Origin of the sequence: Promicromonospora sp. NPDC019610, assembly GCF_044389365.1 — a bacterium.
Classification (GTDB): domain Bacteria; phylum Actinomycetota; class Actinomycetes; order Actinomycetales; family Cellulomonadaceae; genus Promicromonospora.
The window spans coordinates 148,399-168,341 of the sequence record NZ_JBIRXX010000003.1; the positions used below are offsets into that span (position 1 = coordinate 148,399).

The following is a 19,943-nucleotide window of genomic DNA, read 5'->3' on the forward strand; positions in this document are numbered from 1 at the left end:
TCACACCGAAACAACCCGGCGTCGACCGCCCCGTATCACTACGTAGTCCCACCGTGTGGAATCCCCTTATTTCCCGTTAACGCAGGTTTCCTTACTTTTAACGGAGCATGACCAGCGCGACCACCGTTGCCGGATCGACGACCGGACCAGAGAGGGAAGACGATGGACTCGACGTACCAACCGCTATCAGGTGCCAGTAAGACCACCCGACGAATACTTGCGGGGGTCGCCGCGCTCGCGGTGGCAGCTTCCGCCGCCGTGGCGGGCGTGGGCCTGCGGGACGCGAACGCGGCCGAGGCCGAGACGGCGGCCGCCGGTGCGAGCACCTCGGCCATCAACGGCTTCCGCAGCGTCGGCTACTTCACGCAGTGGGGCGTGTACGGCCGCGGCTACCAGGTCAAGCAGCTCGACACGTCCGGCGTGGCCGACGAGCTGACCCACATCAACTACGCCTTCGCCAACATCCACCACCAGAACCTCGAGTGCTTCGAGGCCAACAAGGCGCAGGGCGAGGGCCCCAACGGGTCTGACGGCGCGGGCGACGCCTGGGCCGACTACGGCATGGGCTACACGGCGGCCAACTCGGTCTCGGGCGCCGCCGACACGTGGGACCAGCCACTGGCCGGGTCCTTCAACCAGCTCAAGCAGCTCAAGGCCAAGCACCCGGACCTCAAGGTCCTGATGTCGATCGGCGGCTGGACCTGGTCCAAGAACTTCTCGCTGGCGGCCGCGACGGACGCCTCGCGCCAGAAGTTCGTCTCCAGCTGCGTCAACATGTTCATCAAGGGCAACCTGCCGGTGATCGACGGCCGCGGCGGCACCGGCGCCGCGGCAGGCGTCTTCGACGGGTTCGACATCGACTGGGAGTGGCCCGGCTCGCAGAACGGCAACGTGGGCAACCACGTCGACGAGGCCAACGACGCGCGCAACTTCAAGCTGCTGCTCGCCGAGTTCCGTGAGCAGCTCGACGCCCTCGGCGCGACGACGGGCAAGGACTACGAGCTCTCCGCGTTCCTGCCCGCCAACCCGGCCGACGTCGAGGACGGCGGCTGGAACGACCCCGAGATCTTCGAGTACCTCGACTTCGGCAACGTCCAGGGCTACGACCTGCACGGCGCCTGGGACCCGGCGCTCACCGGCCACCAGGGCAACCTCTACCACGACCCCGCCGACCCGCGGGAGGAGGCCCGGCAGTTCAGCGCGGACCTCGCCGTGCGGACCTACACCGACGCCGGGATCGACCCCGCGCAGCTCGGCCTCGGCCTCGCGATGTACGGCCGCGGCTGGACCGGCGCGACGTCGTCCGCGGCGTGGGGCACGGCGACCGGTGCCGCTCCCGGCCAGTGGGAGGCCGGCATCAACGACTACGACGTGATCAAGAACGTGGGCACCGGCTACTACGACGCGAACCTCGGCGCCGCCTGGCGGCACGACGGCAACACGTGGTGGTCGTACGACAACGACCAGTCGGTCGCCAAGAAGGCGCAGTACATCCGGTCCGAGGGGCTCGGCGGCGCCATGTGGTGGGACCTGTCGGGTGACCGGTCCGGCGCGCTGACCGGGGCGCTGTGGAACGTGCTCGGCTCCGGGACCCCGGGACCCGTGGAGGGTGGCGGCGGGCCGACCGACCCGACCGACCCGCCGACGGACCCGCCCACGGACCCGCCGACCGACCCGCCGGGCGACGCCTGCGCCTCGGCCGCCTGGAGCGCCTCCGCCGTCTACGTGGGCGGTAACACCGTCTCGCACGGCGGCCACGAGTGGCGCGCCAAGTGGTGGACCCAGGGCGAGACGCCCGGGACCACGGGCGAGTGGGGCGTGTGGCAGGACCTGGGCGCCTGCTGACCTGAGGCACCCTGACACGAGAACCCCGGCGGGACGTCCCGCCGGGGTTCTCTGTGTCCGGGGGGTGCAAGGAACCCGGCACCCGCGACAGAGTGAGGGCGTGGACGACAGCCCCGGCGCCCCGCAGGACGAGCCGCCCCAGCACGACGAGGCCTGGTTCGGCGCGCTCTTCGACGCGCACTCGCGCGCCCTCTATTCCTACTTCGTGCGCCGGCTGCCGGACGGCGGCCGCGCCTCCGACGCCGAGGACCTCGCCGCCGAGGTGCTCGCCACCGCGTGGCGGCGGCGCGACGACGTGCCCGACGCTGCGGCGCTGCCCTGGCTCTACCGGACGGCCGGCTACGTGCTGGCGAACCACCGGCGCAAGATGCGCGCCCTGCCGGTCGCGATCGTTCCCGACGAACCCGACGACGTGGACCCCGCGACGCTGGCCGTGGACGACGACGCCGTCCGGCAGGTGCTGGCCCGGCTGTCGCCGCGCGACCGGCGCATCCTCCTGCTGGTCGCCTGGGACGGGCTGTCGGGCGACGACCTCGCCCAGGTGCTGGGCGTCTCCCGCGGCGGCGCCGACGCCGCGCTGTCCCGGGCCCGGGCCCGGCTCCGCGACGCGTGGGACGCGCACGAGCAAGCGGTGGACGCATGAGCACATGTAGAGGGTGTGGACGGCGCGCAGCCGGGCACGGCACGGAGGGACAGCGATGAACGAGCACCAGCGACCGGAGGACCCGGCGTTCGGCCGCCTGACGGCGGCGGACCCCGCGAAGCGTGCGCCCGATCCGGTCGAGGGCGTGCTCCGGGCCAAGGTCGACGCGCTGATCTCGGGGTCGGGGCCGGAGCCCACCGGGCGGGAGACCGCCGGGCGCGAGCCCGTCCGGACCGCACCCGTCGACGAGATCGCGGTGCGGCGCCACCGCCGTCGGACGCCGTGGCTCGTGGCGGCCGCCGTCGCGGGCGTCGTCGCCGTGGGCGGTGGCGGCTATCTGGCGGGCGACGCCGGCCTCGGCCTCGCCCCGATGGCCGCGGACACCGGGGCCGCCGAGTCCGCGCAGGCGCCGGCGGCGTCCGAGGGGGAAGCGGACGGTCCCGCGGTCCTGGGTGCGCCGGAGGAGGACCGCGCCGAGGGCGTGCAGCCGCTCGATGCGGGCGGCGACCTGGATTCCGCGACCCGGCTCGTCTTCCACGCGGGTGTGGGGCTCACGGACACGCCGCGGACGGCGCAGGTGCGCTCGGCCGACGGCGCGAGCCTCGGCACGTACCCGGTGGTCAGCGAGGAGGCGGCCGTGGAGCGCCTGAGCGACCCGCGGTTCGCGCCGGCGGCACGTGGGGCCGGGGAGTCCGGGGCGGGCGGCGACGCCTCCGCGGCGGCACCCGCCCCCGGCGGACCGATCGCGTGGCCCGTCGAGGACGTCACGATCGTCTCGGCGGTGCTCACCGAGGCGCGGTACACCCTGCCGGACGGCGCCGTGCTGCTCGTCCCGGCGTACGACCTGGCGGACGCCGCGGGCAGCAGCTGGACCGTTCTCGCGGTGGACGAGGAGCTGCTCGACTTCACGCCGTGACGCGACTGACCGGCGGGCGTCGTAGGGTCGGGCACGCAGGGACCCGTCCGAGGTCACAACGCGATCTTCAAGGAGTGCACCATGCCAGCACGTACCGCTCGCACCGCCTGGAACGGCACCTTCCAGGACGGGAAGGGCCAGGTCGAGCTCTCGTCGTCCGGCGTCGGCACGTACGACGTGTCGTTCCCGGCGCGCGCCGCCGAGGAGGCCAACGGGGTCACGAGCCCCGAGGAGCTGCTCGCCGCCTCGCACTCGTCCTGCTACACGATGGCCTTCACGAACGAGCTGGGCCAGGCCGGCGCCACGCCGGAGCAGATCGAGGTCACGGCCGTGGTCACGCTCGGCCCGGACCCCGCCGGCGGTCTCTACATCAGCAAGAGCGCCCTGACCGTGCGCGGTTTCGCGTCCGGGATCGACGAGGCGGGCTTCAAGGCCGCGGCCGAGGCCGCCAAGGTCGGCTGCCCCATCTCGAAGGCGCTGACCGGCGTCGGCCAGATCACGCTCGACGTCACCTTCGAGGGCTGATCAGCGCGTTCACGGGCGCGCCACGCGCCCGTGAACGCCTGACGCGATCTGCCGCCCCGTGGTGCGAGAATCGCGGGGTGCCACCTCAGACCCATGACGACGCCCGACCCCTGAACGGCATGAACGACAAGGGCCACACCGCTGACGACGCCGAGGCCGCCCGCACCGCGCGCGAGCAGGCCGAGGCCCGCGCCGCCGAGGAGGCGGAGCGCCGTCGCGCCGAGACCGAGGAGCGGCGCACGGCCGCCCGTCGCGAGGCGGACCACGCCGCGGCGGCAGCGCGCGAGGCGGTCGCCGACGCGCTGCGCACCGTCGTGGGCGGCGTCGTCGACACCAGCACGCGCCGCCGCGCGGAGTACTCCACGGACGCGTCGAACTACCGCGTGGTCCCCGAGGGCGTCGTCTTCCCGGAGAGCACCGACGACGTCGTCGCGGCCCTCGGGGCGCTGCGCGAGCTGGCGGTCCCGGTCACGGCGCGCGGCGCCGGTACGTCGGTCGCCGGCAACTCCGTGGGTCCCGGCGTGGTGCTCGACCTGGGGCGGCACCTGAACCAGGTGCTCTCGATCGACCCGGAGCGCGGCACGGCCCGCGTGCAGCCGGGCACGATCATGTCCACCCTCCAGGCGGCGGCCAGGCCGCACGGGCTGCGGTTCGGCCCCGACCCGAGCACCCAGAACCGGGCGACGCTCGGCGGCATGATCGGCAACAACGCCTGCGGCCCGCACGCGGTCGCGTACGGGCGCACGGCCGACAACGTCGTCTCGCTCGACGTGGTCGACGGCGCCGGGCGGCGGTTCACCGCGGGCTCGGGCGACCCGGAGTTCGCCGACGTGCCCGGCCTCAAGGAGCTCGTCCGGGAGAACCTCGCGCTGATCCGCACCGAGTTCGGCCGGTTCGGCCGCCAGGTGTCGGGCTACTCGCTGGAGCACCTCCTGCCCGAGAACGGGTCGAACCTCGCCCGCGCGCTCGTGGGCACGGAGGGCACGCTCGTCACCGTCCTGGAGGCCGAGCTCAACCTGGTCGAGGTGCCGGGCGCGCCCACGCTCGTCGTCCTCGGCTACCCGGACATGGCCACCGCCGCCGACGACGTCCCGCGGCTCCTGGACCACAAGCCCCTCGCCATCGAGGGGCTCGACGCGCGCCTGGTCGACGTCGTGCGGCGTGCCAAGGGCGCCACGTCCGTGCCGCCGCTGCCCGGCGCGGGCGACCCGAACGTCACGGGCTGGCTCATGATCGAGGTCGGCGGCTCGTCGCAGGCCGAGGCGCTGGGCCGCGCGGACGCGATCGTCGCGGCGTCGACGGCGCTCGACTCCGCCGTGCTGCCCGCCGGGCCGGACGCCACCAAGATGTGGCAGATCCGGGCCGACGGCGCCGGCCTCGCCGGCCGCACGCCCGCCGGGGAGCAGGCGTGGCCCGGCTGGGAGGACTCGGCGGTGCCGCCCGAGAAGCTCGGGCCCTACCTGCGCGACCTCCAGGCGCTGATGGACCGGTACGGCGTGGACGGGCTGCCCTACGGGCATTTCGGCGACGGCTGCGTGCACCTGCGCATCGACATCCCGCTGGAGACGTCGGGCTCGGTGCTGCGCACCTTCATGATGGAGGCCGCTGAGCTCGTGGCCCGGTACGGCGGGTCGCTGTCCGGCGAGCACGGCGACGGCCGGGCCCGGTCCGAGCTGCTGCCCCTGATCTACTCGCCCGAGGCCATCGCCCTCATGGAGCGCTTCAAGGCCCTGTTCGACCCGCAGGACCTGCTCAACCCGGGCGTCGTCGTGCGGCCGCGGGCCGTGGACGCCGACCTGCGCCGCCCGGCCGCCGCCGCCGTGCGCACCAAGCTGCCGCTGGTCGGCAAGGGGTCCGGCCACGGCGTGCGCCGCAAGTCGGGGTACGAGGGGTTCTCGTTCGCGCACGACCACAACGACCTGACCACGGCCGTGCACCGCTGCGTGGGCGTGGGCAAGTGCCGCGCCGACACCTCGGCGGCCGGCGGGTTCATGTGCCCCAGCTACCAGGCCACGAAGGACGAGAAGGACGTCACGCGCGGGCGGGCCCGCGTGCTGCAGGAGGCGGTGAACGGGACGCTTGTCGGCGGCCTCGCCGCGCCCGAGGTCCGCGAGTCGTTGGACCTGTGCCTGTCCTGCAAGGCCTGCTCCAGCGACTGCCCGGCGGGCGTCGACATGGCGCAGTACAAGTCGGAGGTCCTGTACCGGACCTACCGGGGCAAGCTGCGGCCCGTGGACCACTACGCCCTGGGCTGGCTGCCGCGCTGGGCGCGCCTCGCGGGCGCTGTCCCGGAGCTGGTCAACGCGCTGCTCGGCGTGAGGTGGATCGGCAAGGCGGTGCTGTGGGCGGGCGGCATGGACACCCGCCGGTCGATGCCGAAGTTCGCCGAGGTGCCGTTCCGCCAGTGGTGGGCGCGCGGCGGCGCGACGCACGGCGTGCCCGGGCTGCCGGTCACGGGCGAACCGGGGCGCGAGGGCAGGACGGCGGCGCGGCTCGCGACCAAGCCCAAGGTGGTCCTATGGACCGACTCGTTCAGCGACGCGCTCTCGCCGACCGTGCCGCAGGCGGCCCTGAAGGTGCTGACCGCCGCGGGGTTCGACGTCATCGTGCCGGACGAGCAGGCGTGCTGCGGCCTGACCTGGATCTCCACCGGCCAGCTCGACGGCGCCCGGCGCCGGCTGCTCAAGCTCCTGGAGGTGCTGGGGCCGTACGCCGTGAACGGCATCCCGATCATGGGCCTGGAGCCGTCCTGCACCGCGGTGCTGCGGTCCGACCTGATCGACCTGTTCCCGGACGACCCGCGCGCGCAGGCCGTGGCCCGCATGACGCGGACGGCGGCGGAGCTGCTCACCTCGGACGACACCCCGGACGAGTGGGAGATGCCGTCGCTGGCCGACGTCTCGGCCGTGGTGCAGCCGCACTGCCACCAGCACTCCGTGATGGGGTACGAGGCGGACCAGGCGCTGCTGGAGCAGGGCGGCGCGCAGATCGAGGTGCTGGCGGGCTGCTGCGGCCTGGCCGGCAACTTCGGCATGCAGAAGGGGCACTACGAGACGTCGGTGGCGGTCGCGGAGAACGCGCTGCTGCCCGCGCTCCGCGACGCCGCCCCCGGCACCACCTACCTGGCCGACGGGTTCTCCTGCCGCACCCAGGCCCTCGACCTCCTGGGTGTCGAGGGCAGGTCGCTGCTGGAGGTCATCGCCGACCGGCTGTAGCGGCCGCTCCGGCCACTACTCCAGCCACTCCGTCTCGAAGCGGTCGTTCGCGTGGATGTGGACCGCCTCGTAGAGGTCCGCGCCCAGGGTGCGGAACTTGTGCGGCACCATCGCCTCGACCACGAGGATCTGGCCGCCCACGGCCTCGAACTCCTTGCCGTCCACGGTGAACAGCGCCCGGCCGGACCGGATCACGAACGTCTCGGAGTAGGGATGCCGGTGCAGCCGGGGACCGGTGCCGTCCTGGGCCACCTTCTCGAAGATGACGGACACCTCGGAGCCGTGGAGGTAACCCTCGAAGTTCCCGTACGGCAGCGTCGCCTGCTCGATCGCCTGAAGAGTCATGCTCCTCAGACTGGCGGGCGCGCCGCCGGTCGGCAACCAGTTTCGTGGGACGCCGAACGTAGGTCTGGTCGCTCTCTGAGCGGCCATGGAGCGACTGCGCCTACGTTCGCGGCCGTACGTTCGCGGCCGTACGTTCGGTGCTGCCGGAGGAGAATGCGGGCATGGAGTTCCAGGACGTCGTCCGCACACGGCGGATGCACCGCAAGTTCACCGCCGAGCCCGTCCCGGCGCAGGCCGTCGACCGGATCACCCGCAACGCCGTCCGCGCCCCGAGCGCGGGGTTCAGCCAGGGCTGGGCGTTCGTGGTGCTGGAGGCGCCCGAGGACCGGGACCGGTTCTGGGCGGCGTCCACCCCGGACGACGCGGTGCGCTCGGAGCGCGACATGTCGGCCTGGCTCGCCGGCATGCGCACCGCCCCCGTGATCGTGCTGGCGCTCGCGTCCAAGGCCGCCTACCTGCGGCGGTACGCCGAGCAGGACAAGGGCTGGGAAGACCTCGACGAGTCCCGCTGGCCCGTCCCGTTCTGGCACGTCGACGTCGGCATGGCGTCCCTGCTGATGCTGCAGACCGCCGTCGACGAGGGGCTGGGCGCCTGCTTCTTCGGCGTCCCGCCGGCGCACGTGCCGGCGGTCCGGGCCGAGCTCGGCATCCCGGAGGAGTTCGAGATCACCGGCGTCGTCGCCGTCGGGCACCCGGCCGACGGCGGGGCGAAGGGCTCGCCCACCCGCCGCCGGCGCAAGCCCCTCGACGAGGTGGTGCACCGCGGCGGGTGGTGACTCGGCGGCACGCCGGCCCGTGTCACTCGGGTCGGCGTCACACGGCGTCGAGCCGCGCCCGCACGTCGTCGTCGAGCACCAGGTCCACCGCGCCGAGCGCCTCGTCGAGCTGCGCCACGCTGCTCGCGCCGAACACGGGGACCACCGGCACCTCGCCGCCGAGGAGCCACGCGAGCGCCACCTGGTTGGGCGTCGCGCCGAGCTCGGCGGCCACGGCCCGGAGCTCGGCGATCCGGGCGCGGGACCCCGCGTGGTCGGCGCCGTCGTAGAACGGCTTGTCGTCGCGGGTGAACACGCCCTGGTGCAGCGGTGAGTACGCCAGCACGGTGAGCCCCGGCCGGCCGTCGACCCCGGTGGACCGGGCGTAGTCGAGCAGCTCCGGCGAGGCCCAGTTGGTCCGGAGGGGCTGCGGCCGCGGGTAGAGGTAGCTGTGGCACTGCTGCACCGCGCCGTACGGCGCGACCCCGAGGCGCGCAGCGGTCTCCCGCGCCTCGACGACCCGCCACAGGGCGACGTTCGAGATGCCCGGGATCCCCACGACGCCCTCGTCGACCAGCTTGCCGAACGCGCCGACCGTCTCCTCCAGCGGCGTGTCCCGGTCGTCCACGTGCCCGTACAGCAGGTCGATGTGGTCCAGCCCCAGGTGGCGCAGGCTCTCGCGCGCCTCCCGGTCGATCGTCGAGGCGGCCAGGCCCTGGAAGTTGGTGGGCGGCGTGTTCGACAGCGGCAGGTTCGGGTCCTTCTTCGCCGCGCCCAGCTTGGTCGCGATCCTCAGCTCGTCCCGGTTGCCGCGGGCAGCCAGCCAGCGGCCCAGCACGTCCTCCGAGTCGCGGCCGTAGCCTTCGCCCCAGTCGTTGTAGTTGTTCGCCGTGTCGAGGAACGTGCCCCCGGCCTCGACGAACCGGTCCAGGATCGCGAACGACGTCTCCTCGTCGGTCCGGGTCCCCATCCACATGGTGCCCAGGCACAGCGTCGACACCTCGAACGACGTGTGCCCGTTGTCCAGCGTGCGGTACCGCATGTCAGCTCCTTCGGCTGCTGTCCTCCCGGGCTGCTGCCCGGCACGCACCACGCTAGGGAGAGATCGGTCTGGTGCTACGGTCCAATGCCATGGTCCTGGACCAGACCAATTCCGCCGATGTGCTGATCGCGCCGGCGCCCGGCCCGGGCGCGCTGCGGCACCGGCTGGAGGAGGCGATCCTCGGCGACATCGCCTCCGGCCGCCTGGCTCCCGGCACGGCGCTGCCGCCCAGCCGCACGCTCGCCGACGCCCTCGGCATCTCGCGCTGGGTGATCACGGAGGCGTACGGGCACCTCGTGGGCAAGGGGGTGCTGGAGGCGCGCACCGGGTCGGCGACGCGGGTCGCGGCGGTCGCGCCCGCACCCCCTGCCGCCGCGGGCGCGGGGCGGCGGCCCGTCCCCGCCGCGCGGCTGGAGCGCGCCCCCGACCGCGCGACGCACGACCTCGCCCCCGGCGTGCCCGACCTGCGGCACGTCCCGCGTGACGCCTGGCTGCGCGCGGCCCGCGAGGCGCTCGCGGACGCGACCAACCAGGACCTGGGCGCGCAGCCGCCCGCCGGGCACCCCGCGGCCCGTGCCGCGGTGGCGACCCACCTGCGGCGCTCCCGGATCGTGACCGGGCCCGACGACGCCGTGGTGCTCACCCGGGGCGCCGCCGACGGCATGTCCCGGATCGCGGCGGCCCTCGCCGCGGCGGGCCACACGCACCTGCTCGTCGAGGACCCGAGCTGGGCGGCGCTGCGCGACGTCGCCGCGGCCGCGGGCCTCACCCCGGTGCCGGTCCCGGTGGACGACGACGGGATCTCGCCCGCGCTGCTGCGCGCCGCGGCCGCCCGCACGGGCGCCCGGGCCGCGCTGCTCACCCCGGCGCACCAGTTCCCGCTGGGCGCGGCCCTGCCGGACGAGCGGCGCGCGGCGCTGCTCGACTGGGCGCGCGAGGTGGACGGGCTGCTGATCGAGGACGACTACGACGCCGAGTTCCGCTACGACCGCCGGCCCGTGCCCGCCCTCCAGGGGCTCGACCCGGGCCGGGTGCTGCTGCTCGGCTCGACGAGCAAGACGCTGGCCCCGGCGTTCGGGATCGGCTGGATGGTGGTCCCGCAGCGCTGGCGGGCCCCGGTGCTGGACGTGTCCGTGCGCCGTGGGCCGGCGCCCGGCCCGGCGACGCTGGACCAGCTCACCCTCGCCCGGTTCGTCGGGGACGGCGCCTACGCGCGGTACCTGCGCGCGGCGCGGACCCGGTACGGCCGCCGCCGGGCCGCGCTCCTGGCCGCCCTGGAGCGCGAGCTCCCCGGCGCGCGGATCGGCGGGATCGCGGCCGGGATGCACGTGACGGTGGACCTCGCCGGGGTGCGGGTCGGGCCGGGCGGGGCCGGGGCTGCCGGGGTGGACGGGGTGGCCGGGGTGGACGGGGCGGCCGGGGTGGACCCGGTCGACGACGCCGCTGCGGTCGACCCCGCTGCGGTCGACCCCGCTGCGGTCGACGCCGCTGCGGTCGACGCCGCCGTCGTCGTCGACGCTGCCGCCGTCGTGCGCGAAGGGGCGGCCCGGGACATCGCGCTGGTGGACCTGCGGCGGTACCAGGCGGCGCCCGCGGCCCGCTCGACCGTGCTCGTCGTCGGCTACGGCAACCTGGCCGACGCGCGGCTGCCGGCGGCGATCCGGGGCCTGCGGGCCGCGGTCGAGGCGGCGTCGGCAGGGGTGGCGTCGGTCGAGGCGGCTTCGGCCGGGGCCGCGGCGTCCTGAGGCGGGCCCGGGGCCGGCGCCGGGTCAGTACAGCTAGCGCGCGACGTCCGGCAGGCCGGGAACCTGCGCGCCCACGGCGGAACGGACCTCGTCCGGGAGCTGCGACCAGTCGTCGGCGGTGTCCAGGTCGACGGCGGTGCCCGGCCGGTCCACGACCGACGCGGCCAGCCCCCGCGCCTCGGCCTCGGCGAGGTGCGCCGCCAGCGACCCGACCCCGAACCGGAACCGGAACTCCCCTTTGAGGCCCGGGTTTCTCCGCTGTGCGGCTGTCGAAAGCGAAGAAACCCGGGCCTCAAAGGGGAGGAGCAGCAGGTTGGTGCCCGACCTATACCGGTCTGTCCCGATCACCACCGGGGCGTGCTCGGCGAGCAGGGCCGACACGTCCCCCGGGGTCAGCGCCGGGAGGTCGGCGTGCGCAACCAGGAGGCGGCCCCGTCCGCCCGCCCCGCTGCCCGCCCCGCCGCCCGCCGCCAGCACCTCCCGGGCGTGCTCCAGCGCGGCGTTCAGGCCCGGCCGGTCCGCGGGCTGCTCCAGCACCTCGACCGGCAGCCCGGCCAGGGTCTCGCGCGTGAAGTCCGGGTCCGCCGTCACCACGACCACCCGGTCGATCCCGTCGGCCGCGAGCAGGGTCGACACCACGTGCCGGGCCAGCACGCGGACGAGCCGGCGCCGCGCACCGGCGTCGAGCACGGCGGCGAGCCGGGACTTGCCGGAGACGCCGTCCCGCAGGGGCACCACCGCCGTCGTGCCCCCGCCCGGCCCGGGCGAGCCGGTCATCCGAGCGCCAGCAGCTCGCGGGCCAGGCGCTCGCGACCGGGCGGGCCGCCCATGATCGTGTCGGTGACGTGCACGGCCAGGCCGAGGTCGGCGACGGCGCCGGCGAGGTCCGCGTCGCGCTCGTCGATCACCATGACGTCCACGAGGTCCGCGTAGATCCGGGCCACGCCCAGGGCGGAGACCTCGTGCCCCAGCGACTCCAGGATCTGGGCGGCCGGTCCCTTGATCGCCTGCCCGCCCACGATGGGGCTGACCGCCACGCGCCGGCCCGGGGCGGCTGCCAGCGCCTCCCGGACCCCGGGCACCGCGAGCAGCGGCTCGATGGACAGGAACGGGTTGGACGGCGCGAGCACCACCAGCTCGGCGCCCAGCGCGTCGAGCACGCCGGGAGCCGGGCGGGCGGCGTCGGCCCCGTCGAAGTGCAGGCCGAGGACGGCGTCCGCGTGCTGCCGCCCCACGAAGTACTCCTGGAAGCCGAGCCGCCCCGACGGGGTGTCGACGAGGGTCGCGAGCCGGTCGTCGGTCGCGGGCAGCACGCGCGGCCGGACGCCCATCGTGGCGGCCAGGTGCGCCGTGACGGCGGACAGGGGCTCGCCCCGGCGCAGCCACGCGGTGCGCACGATGTGGGTCGCGAGGTCCCGGTCGCCGAGGGTGAACCAGGTGTCCTCGCCGAGGTCCTTGAGCGCGGACAGCGTCGCGTACGACTCGCCGCGCAGACCCCAGCCGCGCTCCTCGTCGTTGAGCTCGGCGAGGGTGTAGAGCACGGTGTCGATGTCGGGGGAGATGTCGAGGCCGTGCAGCTCGGTGTCGTCGCCGACGTTCACGACGACGGTCAGGGCCGGGGCCTGGTTTCCGGTGGGTGCCGCGCCGAGCGCGAGATCGAGGCCGTGCGCGAGCCGCGCACCGCCGACCCCGCCGGCGAGGAGGGTGACGTTCACGCGTCGAGCCTACGTGCGCGCCGCGCCGGTCCGTACCTCCCGGACCCGGCCGGAGGGGGCAGGATGGGGGCATGGCTGTCTTCGCGTTCTCCGTAGCCCCCATGACCGCAGGCGAGTCCGTCGCCGACCAGGTCGCCGAGGCCGTCCGCATCGTCCGGGAGTCCGGGCTCCCGAACCGGACCACCTCGATGTTCACCGAGATCGAGGGGTCCTGGGACGAGGTGATGCCGGTGATCCAGCGCGCGACCGACTCCGTCGCGCGCGGCGGGCACCGGGTGTCCCTCGTCATCAAGGCCGACATCCGGCCGGGCGCCGCCCCCGGGCAGATCGACAGCAAGATCACCCGGGTCGAGGAGCGGCTGGCCGCGGACGAGACGGAGACCGGCCACTCCTGAGGTGCACGGCGGCCGCGGGGCCGCGCGACCGGCGCCGGGCGCCGTCAGCCCAGCAGCATGACGACGGCCAGGGCCACCATCAGGCCCGACGACGCCAGCGCCGTGCCCAGCCTGCCGCGCGGCCCGGACAGGACCCGGCCCAGCAGTGTCCCGCCGAGGGCCAGCACGAGCTGCCACGACGCCGACGCCAGGAACGCGGCGACCCCGAACACGACGGCGGCGACCGGCGCGGCGCCGGTCGCCGCGGCGTCGGGCAGCAGCGCGCCGCCGGTCACGACCACGGCGAAGAACAGGACGGTGCCGGGGTTGATCGCGGTGATCGCCACGAACCTGCCGAAGGCGCGCGGCGCGCTGAGCGGGTCGGTGCGCGTCCCGCCGTCCGACGCCGCCCGCTCGCGCCACGCGGTCCGGGCGCCGTGGGCGGCGAGCACCACGAGCACGACGGCGGACGCGATCCGGAGCGGACCGGCGACGGGCCGCACCAGGTCGGCGACGATCGTGCCGAAGAGGCCCGTGACCAGGGCGTAGGTGCCGTCGACCGTCGCGATCCCAAGGGCTCCGGCCACGCCCACCCGCCACGGGTGCCGGGCGGCCAGCCCCACGAGGTAGGACGCGACGGGTCCCACCGGCAGGGCCACGGCGTACCCGGCGACCAGGCCGGCGAGCAGGACGGGCCACAGCGTGGGCGCGGCGCTCGTCATGGCCCGGGACCCTAGACGTGACAGGACCCCGGGACAAGTCTCACTACACCTTCACCCCCGTGTTTCCGGACACTTGCCACCGGCCTTTAGGCTAAGGCGGACCGATGCCGCAGGACCCGGGGAGATCACGAGATGCCATTGTTCGAGGTCGATACCCAACGGCCACTCCTCGTGACGTCGGCCAACGGCCCGGACGGCTCCGAACCCGGCCTGAAGACCACGGCCAACCAGGTGGTCGACTCCCACATCGACGGGCTCCTCGGCGAAGAGGTCTTCCCGATCGCGCAGGGTTCCGGCCCGGACGAGCCCCACCTGCTCGCCCTCGACGCGTCGGGCTCGCCCGTCGTCGTGGAGCTCGTGGCGGACCTGGACCGGGAGAACCTCGCCAAGGCGCTCGACCACGCCGGCGCCGCCGGGCGGCTCACCCGCGCCGAGCTCGCGGCGCGCTACCGCGGCGGGGCCAGCTCGTTCCAGCACGACGTCGCGGCGTTCTACGACAGCGTGCCGATCACGCGCACGCAGGCCGGGAAGAACGGCGGCGGGGGCGCGCGGCTCATCATCATCTGCCAGAACGCGCCCGACGAGATCCTCAACGCCGTCGACTTCCTGCGCCAGCCCTCGATGCCCGTCGAGGTGCTGAAGATGGGCGTCGTGAACTCGAACGACGGCCGCAAGTTCCTCGACGTGTCGCCGCTCGTCGTGCACCTGCCGCCCGGCCTGCCGGCCCCGAAGTCGGCGCCGATCGGCGGCACCATCACGAGCTCGGTCAGCACCTCCATGGGTACGGGCGTGACCGGCGGGGTCACCGGCGGGTCCTCGGCGCCCAAGGACGCCTTCGAGGAGGGCGTGAAGGTCGGCTACGCCCTCACGGGCAAGATGCCGGTCGTCGCCCAGGCCCCGCAGGCCCGGTCCGAGCGCCCCGCGCCGGCCAAGCCGCCCGTGGCCGACGGCCCGCCGTCCGGCCCCACCAACGCGGCGACCGGCCTCCGGTCGAGCCTCCGTGGGGGTGCCCAGCGGGGCACGCCCGAGCGCGCCGCCGGCACCCGCGCGGGCCGCCGCGCGCAGGCCGCGGCGTCGTCCGAGGTGCCGCCGGCCCCGGCCGCGCCCGCCGACGTGCCGCCGGTCCCGCCGAGCGCCCCGCCCGTACCGAGCGCCCCGGTCTCCCGGGTACGCCCGGGCGCGGAGTCCCGTCCGACGCCGAGCACGCCGCCGCGCCTCGCAGCGAGCCGGTCCTCCCTGGGCGGCACGAGCACGCCGGCCCGCCCGGAGACCCCCGCCGAGCCGACGCCCGCCCCGGCCCCGGCGTCCGCCCCGTCGGTGCGCCGCCGCTCGCGCACCGACCGGTTCGCGGCGTCGAGCCAGCCGGACGAGCCGGCACCGGGCTACCCGGCGTCCGGCCCGACACCGTCCGCCGACGCGCCCTACACGCCGCCGCCGGCCCCCGCGCCGCAGCCGGCCGAGGAGAACCTCTGGCAGCCCGCGCCGTACGACGAGGCGCCCGCCTACGCCGCCGCGCCCGAGCCGGAGACGCCCGACTTCGAGATCACCCGGCCTCGCTACGAGCGCGAGCCCGCCTTCTCGGCGGAGTCGTCCTTCGCGCCCGCGTCCGCCGCGCCCGCGTACGACTACTCCGCCGAGGCCTCCGGCTACGGCGACCAGGGCGGCTACGGCTACGGCGAGCAGTCCGGCTACCAGTCGCCGTACGCCGACGGCCCGGCGCCGGTCGTGGTGGAGCAGAGCCCGTGGGAGTCCGGCGGCTACCTGACCGGCCCGGACGACGGCTACGGGCAGACGTCGTTCGCCGCCGACCCGTACCCGTCGAGCGCCCCCGAGGCGCCGGCCCGTCCGGTGCCGCCGGGTGAGAGCATCCGGGCCTCCACCCCGATGCTCTTCGAGGAGGAGGACGACCCCGACCTGGAGGCGCTGGCCCGCAGCATCGGCATGCCCACCCGGATCGTGTGGTCGCGCCCGCGCCGCAACCAGCACTTCGAGGCGATGCTCCTGCCGGACGGCGCCATCGAGCTGGCCAACGGCGCCCGGTACCGGCACCCGGACTCGGCCGCCACCGCGGCGTCGGGCTCGTACACCGCGGACGGCTGGAGCGTGTGGCGCATCGGCGACACCGGCCCCACCCTCGTCGAGGAGTTCTCCCGCCGGTTCGCCTGAGCCGGAGCGGGCGGGCCGGCCGAGCGGCCTGAGCAGGCAGGTCAGCCCGAGGCGCGCACCACCAGCTCGGGCACGAAGGTCTCCGACCCGCCCGTGGCCCCGCCGTCGAGCTCCGTCAGCAGCAGCCGCGCCATCGCGTCGGCCATGTCCTCGACGGGCTGACGCACGGTGGTGAGCGGGGGATGGGCCTGCGCGGCGACGCTCGAGTCGTCGAACCCCACGACCGCGACGTCCCGGGGCACGTCCCGGCCGGCGGCCCGCAGGGCGGTCGAGACGCCGTCCGCCATGAGGTCGTTCGCGGCGAAGACGCCGTCGACGTCCGGTCGGGCGGCCAGCAGCGCCCGGGCCGCGGCCTCGCCGCCCGGACGCGTGAAGTCGGCCGGGACCACCTCGGGCGCGCGCAGCCCCGCCGCGCGCACCCCGTCCAGGAACCCCTGGAGCCGCTCGTGCCCGAACGGCGCGTCGGCGGGCCCGGCGACCACCGCGAGCCGGGTGCGCCCGGACGCGGCGAGGTGCTCGGCGGCCAGTCGCCCGCCCGCGGCCTGGTCCAGGTCGACCCAGGCGACGTCCGGCACCGTGGTGCGGGTCGAGAGCACGAGCGGCACGGCGAGGCCGGCGAGCCGGGCGGGCAGCGGGTCGGCCGAGCTGGACGTGATGAGCAGGACGCCGTCGACGTGCCCCTGCCGCACGTAGCGCACCACCTGGTCGTGGGCGGGCGGGTCGGCCGGGATGATCGCGAGGTGGATGTCGCGGGGCCGCAGCACCGCCTGCGCCCCCGCCGTCACGCGGCCAACGTACGGGTCGGTGAAGAGGCGTTCGAGGAACGGCAGGGGCGAACGCTGCTCGGGCGGCTCCGACACGACGAGCGCGACGGAGCCCGTGCGGCGTGTCACGAGCGACCGGGCCGCGAGGTTGGGCACGTAGCCGGTCTCGTCGATCGCCCGGCGCACCACCTCGACGATCCCGGGGTCGACGGTGGCCACGCCGTTGATCACCCGTGACACGGTCGCGCGGGACACCCCGGCGACGGAGGCGACGACCTCCAGGGTAGGACGCTGCACCCGCCCTTTATACCCCTCGTCGAGTGCTGGGTATCTGCGGCCCACAGGCCGTGAGCTCAACACATACCCAGCACTCAACGGGTGGGTTACTGGTAGACGCGGACGTAGTCGACCAGCATGCGGGACGGGAACGGGGTGCTCGCGTCCGGCGGGCCCGGCCAGTCACCGCCCACCGCGAGGTTGAGGATCAGGTAGAACTCGTGGTCGTAGACCCACGGCCCGCGGGTGGACTCCACGGTGTCCCGGTCTGCGTAGAAGACGTCGCGGCCGTCGAGCGAGAACTGGATGCCCTCGCTGTCCCACTCCGCGGCCCAGGTGTGGAAGCCGTCCGAGATCTTCGAGCCGTCAGGCAGGGTGTACGCCCCGCCGTAGCCGCCCCCGCCGTTGTACGCCGGGGCGTGCAGGGTGGAGTGGGCCTGCGTCGGGTTCTGGCCGATGAACTCCATGATGTCGATCTCGCCGTTGTACGGCCACGGGCGGCCGTCCAGGAAGTCGGACCCCATCATCCAGAACGCGGGCCACAGGCCGCGGCCCTCCGGCACCTTCACGCGCGCCTCGAACCGGCCGTACTGGGCGTGGAACGTGTTCGACGTGTTCATGCGGTGCGACGTGTACTGCCGGCCGTCCCGGTCCTCCCGCCGCGCCTCCAGCACGAAGTTGCCCTGGCCGTCCTGGAACCCGTTGCCGCTCGGGGTGTAGACCTGCTGCTCGTTGTTCTGCGGCAGGCCCGCGTCGATGGTCCACCGCGACCCGTCGGCCGCCGCGCCCGCGGGGCCGTTGAACTCGTCGCTCCACACCAGGTCGAGGTCGTCGAAGTCGGGGTCGGCAGGCTCCGCCGGGGGTGCGGTCGGCGCCCCGCCCGTGCCGTAGACCTGGAACTCCCAGAGCGAGTAGCCGTAGGGCCCGCTCCGGTCGCGCAGGTGCACGCGCACGTGCCGGCCGTCGGCGTCGAGCGGGATGGTCTGCTTGAAGCCGGTGCCGTTCGTCGTGGTGTGCACGGTGCGCCAGGTGCTGCCGTTGTCGGAGACCTCGATGTCGAAGGTTGTGGCGAACGCCGGGTCCCACTGCAGCACGACGCTGCTGACGTGCGCGGCGGCGCCGAGGTCGACGGCGATCCAGCCCTCGTCGACCCAGCCCGTGTCGGGGCTGACGGCCCAGCGGCTGGCCGGGTCGAGGTCGAACGCCTTGTCGGGGGAGCACAGCCAGCAGTTGCCGTCATTCTGCGAGCTGGAGGCGCTGCCCTGCTTGCCGTAGGAGAGCAGCGAGGTGTCGGTGGGCGTGCCGCCCCCGGTGCCGAACACCTGCAGCTCCCACAGCGAGACGCCCCACTGGGTGGCGCGCTGGGTGACCCAGAGCCGCAGGTACCTGCCGGAGCCGTCGACGTCGAGGTTCTGGTCGCCGCCGGTGCCGGTGGTGGTCGAGTAGATCGTGGACCACGCCGCGCCGTCGACGGAGGTCTCGATCCGGAAGCCGGACGCGTACGCCGTCTCCCAGTCGAGGACGACCCGGTCGATCGCCTGGACGGAGCCCAGGTCGACACGGATCCACTGGTTGTCGGCAGCGGCGCTGGACCAGCGGGTGCCGGGGTCGCCGTCGACGGCGGCGGCGCCGGTGCTCCAGTCGAACTCGGTGCTGGAGGTGGTGACCGGCCGGCCCTGGGAGAGCGGTTCGGCGGCAGCCGATGCGGTGGTGACCTGGGTGATCGCACCCAGGGCGAGCAGGGCCGCGGCGGCGGTGGCCGCCGCGAGCGTACGGACGTGTCTGCGCATGTGACGTGCTCCTTCGAACGTCGGTCTGGCACGTTGAGCCATCTGAGAGAGCGCTCTCTCAGATGGTCGCGGACATTCCGGACCCCGGTCAAGACTTTCGAGGAACTTTGCTGACAGGTCTGTAAGCGAAGAGGCCTAGGGCCGGACGACGACCTTGCCGAACTGTCCGCCCTCGTCCAGGCGCGCCAGGCCCTCGGCGGCCTTCGCGAGCGGCACCTCGGCGTCGATCACCGGGCGCACGCCGGCCCGGGCGCAGAACCGGGCGAGCGCGCCCAGGTCCTCCCGCGAGCCCATGGTGACGCCCTGGATCCGGATCTCCTGGAAGAAGATGCGGGTCAGCTCGGCCGGGGGAGCGTCGCCCGACGTCGCGCCGCAGACCAGCACCGAGCCGCCCGGCCGCACCGAGCGGATCGAGTGCGCCCACGTGGCCTGGCCCACTGACTCCAGCACCGCGTCGACGCGGGCCGGCAGCCGGGCGCCGGTCTCGACGGCGCCCGCCGCTCCCAGCGCGACGGCCCGCTCCCGCTTCTCGGCGGAGCGCGACGTCACCCAGACCTCCAGGCCCGCGGCCGCGCCCAGGACGACCGCCGCCGTCGCCAGCCCGCCGCCCGCGCCCTGCACGAGCACGCGGTCGCCCGGCGTGAGGCCGCCCTGCGTGAACAGCATCGTGTACGCGGTGAGCCACGCCGTCGGCAGGCACGCGGCCTCCTCGAACGACAGCTCGGCGGGCTTCGGCACCAGGTTCGCGGTGGGCACCGCGACCCGCTCGGCCAGGGTCCCGGGGTAGCGCTCCGACAGGAGCGAGCGAGGCTCCTTCGGCCCGACGCCGTGGCCGTCGGCCCCGATCACGCCGTGCACGATCACCTCGGACCCGTCCGGGGCCACGCCCGCGGCGTCGGTGCCCAGGATCATCGGGAGCTGCTGCTCCCGCAGGCCCACGCCGCGCAGCGACCACAGGTCATGGTGGTTCAGCGACGCGGCCCGGACCTCCACGGTGGTCCAGTGCTCCGGGGTCTCGGGCTCGGGTCGCTCGCCCACCTCCAGGCCGTCGAGCGGGCTGTCGGGCGAGAAGCGGGTCACGTAGGCGGCAAGCATGCGGCCGACC

The 19,943-nt window shown here is 74.8% G+C and carries 17 protein-coding genes; 9 read left to right on the plus strand and 8 right to left on the minus strand.

Features of this window, described 5'->3' with window-relative positions; translation table 11 throughout:
* Nucleotides 1–240: 240 nt before the first annotated feature.
* The 5 genes from ACH45N_RS21885 to ACH45N_RS21905 all read left to right on the plus strand — a co-directional run bounded on the left by ACH45N_RS21885 (nucleotide 241) and on the right by ACH45N_RS21905 (nucleotide 7,144).
* Nucleotides 241–1,845, plus strand: coding sequence for a glycosyl hydrolase family 18 protein (locus ACH45N_RS21885; protein ID WP_397397810.1), 1,605 nt, complete (start codon nucleotides 241–243; stop codon nucleotides 1,843–1,845).
* A gap of 100 nt (nucleotides 1,846–1,945) precedes the next feature.
* Nucleotides 1,946–2,488 carry an RNA polymerase sigma factor gene (locus tag ACH45N_RS21890; protein WP_397397812.1) on the plus strand — a complete coding sequence of 181 codons (543 nt, stop codon included), beginning with the start codon at nucleotides 1,946–1,948 and terminating at the stop codon, nucleotides 2,486–2,488.
* A gap of 55 nt (nucleotides 2,489–2,543) precedes the next feature.
* On the plus strand, nucleotides 2,544–3,404 hold the full coding sequence (locus ACH45N_RS21895; RefSeq protein ID WP_397397814.1) for a hypothetical protein: 861 nt from the start codon (nucleotides 2,544–2,546) through the stop codon (nucleotides 3,402–3,404).
* Nucleotides 3,405–3,485: 81 nt separating this feature from the next.
* Nucleotides 3,486–3,929 (plus strand): OsmC family peroxiredoxin, encoded by a 444-nt coding sequence (locus tag ACH45N_RS21900; RefSeq protein WP_397397816.1) that lies wholly within the window; start codon nucleotides 3,486–3,488, stop codon nucleotides 3,927–3,929.
* A gap of 119 nt (nucleotides 3,930–4,048) precedes the next feature.
* A complete protein-coding gene (locus ACH45N_RS21905; protein ID WP_397398622.1) occupies nucleotides 4,049–7,144 on the plus strand; it encodes an FAD-binding and (Fe-S)-binding domain-containing protein in 3,096 nt (1,031 codons plus the stop codon).
* Nucleotides 7,145–7,159: 15 nt separating this feature from the next.
* Here the strand turns inward: ACH45N_RS21905 and ACH45N_RS21910 are convergent, their stop codons facing one another.
* Complete coding sequence (locus tag ACH45N_RS21910) at nucleotides 7,160–7,489, minus strand: cupin domain-containing protein (protein ID WP_020017913.1); 330 nt, start codon at nucleotides 7,487–7,489, stop codon at nucleotides 7,160–7,162.
* Nucleotides 7,490–7,650: 161 nt separating this feature from the next.
* On the opposite strand from ACH45N_RS21910, the gene ACH45N_RS21915 reads away from it, so the two are divergent.
* Nucleotides 7,651–8,265, plus strand: a complete 615-nt coding sequence (locus ACH45N_RS21915; RefSeq protein WP_397397818.1) for a nitroreductase family protein — start codon at nucleotides 7,651–7,653, stop codon at nucleotides 8,263–8,265.
* A gap of 37 nt (nucleotides 8,266–8,302) precedes the next feature.
* Here the strand turns inward: ACH45N_RS21915 and ACH45N_RS21920 are convergent, their stop codons facing one another.
* Nucleotides 8,303–9,286, minus strand: a complete 984-nt coding sequence (locus ACH45N_RS21920) for an aldo/keto reductase (protein WP_397397820.1) — start codon at nucleotides 9,284–9,286, stop codon at nucleotides 8,303–8,305.
* An 89-nt stretch (nucleotides 9,287–9,375) separates the two neighbouring features.
* Here ACH45N_RS21920 and ACH45N_RS21925 point away from each other — a divergent pair, with 89 nt between their 5' ends.
* Nucleotides 9,376–11,031: a PLP-dependent aminotransferase family protein gene (locus ACH45N_RS21925; RefSeq protein WP_397397822.1), complete on the plus strand. Its 1,656-nt coding sequence runs from the start codon at nucleotides 9,376–9,378 to the stop codon at nucleotides 11,029–11,031.
* Nucleotides 11,032–11,064: 33 nt separating this feature from the next.
* On the opposite strand, the gene ACH45N_RS21930 is transcribed toward ACH45N_RS21925, so the two are convergent.
* Both ACH45N_RS21930 and cofD read right to left on the minus strand, forming a co-directional pair.
* Nucleotides 11,065–11,808, minus strand: a complete 744-nt coding sequence (locus tag ACH45N_RS21930; protein ID WP_397397824.1) for an NTP transferase domain-containing protein — start codon at nucleotides 11,806–11,808, stop codon at nucleotides 11,065–11,067.
* A complete protein-coding gene (cofD, locus tag ACH45N_RS21935; protein WP_397397826.1) occupies nucleotides 11,805–12,746 on the minus strand; it encodes a 2-phospho-L-lactate transferase in 942 nt (313 codons plus the stop codon). Before cofD ends, ACH45N_RS21930 begins: the two co-directional genes overlap by 4 nt.
* Before the next feature lie 71 nt (nucleotides 12,747–12,817).
* Here cofD and ACH45N_RS21940 point away from each other — a divergent pair, with 71 nt between their 5' ends.
* The gene (locus tag ACH45N_RS21940) at nucleotides 12,818–13,141 is read left to right on the plus strand and encodes an MTH1187 family thiamine-binding protein (RefSeq protein ID WP_397397828.1); all 324 of its coding nucleotides are present in this window, start codon (nucleotides 12,818–12,820) and stop codon (nucleotides 13,139–13,141) included.
* Between the two features lie 44 nt (nucleotides 13,142–13,185).
* On the opposite strand, the gene ACH45N_RS21945 is transcribed toward ACH45N_RS21940, so the two are convergent.
* Nucleotides 13,186–13,842 carry a LysE family translocator gene (locus tag ACH45N_RS21945; protein WP_397397830.1) on the minus strand — a complete coding sequence of 219 codons (657 nt, stop codon included), beginning with the start codon at nucleotides 13,840–13,842 and terminating at the stop codon, nucleotides 13,186–13,188.
* Nucleotides 13,843–13,974: 132 nt separating this feature from the next.
* Between ACH45N_RS21945 and ACH45N_RS21950 the strand changes: the two genes are divergently transcribed.
* A complete protein-coding gene (locus ACH45N_RS21950; protein ID WP_397397832.1) occupies nucleotides 13,975–16,008 on the plus strand; it encodes a hypothetical protein in 2,034 nt (677 codons plus the stop codon).
* Nucleotides 16,009–16,049: 41 nt separating this feature from the next.
* On the opposite strand, the gene ACH45N_RS21955 is transcribed toward ACH45N_RS21950, so the two are convergent.
* The 3 genes from ACH45N_RS21955 to ACH45N_RS21965 form a co-directional block, all read right to left on the minus strand.
* Nucleotides 16,050–17,069, minus strand: coding sequence for a LacI family DNA-binding transcriptional regulator (locus ACH45N_RS21955; RefSeq protein ID WP_397397834.1), 1,020 nt, complete (start codon nucleotides 17,067–17,069; stop codon nucleotides 16,050–16,052).
* An 86-nt stretch (nucleotides 17,070–17,155) separates the two neighbouring features.
* Nucleotides 17,156–18,838 carry a discoidin domain-containing protein gene (locus ACH45N_RS21960; RefSeq protein WP_397397836.1) on the minus strand — a complete coding sequence of 561 codons (1,683 nt, stop codon included), beginning with the start codon at nucleotides 18,836–18,838 and terminating at the stop codon, nucleotides 17,156–17,158.
* A 135-nt stretch (nucleotides 18,839–18,973) separates the two neighbouring features.
* Nucleotides 18,974–19,933 (minus strand): zinc-binding dehydrogenase, encoded by a 960-nt coding sequence (locus tag ACH45N_RS21965; RefSeq protein WP_397397838.1) that lies wholly within the window; start codon nucleotides 19,931–19,933, stop codon nucleotides 18,974–18,976.
* Nucleotides 19,934–19,943 lie beyond the last annotated feature (10 nt).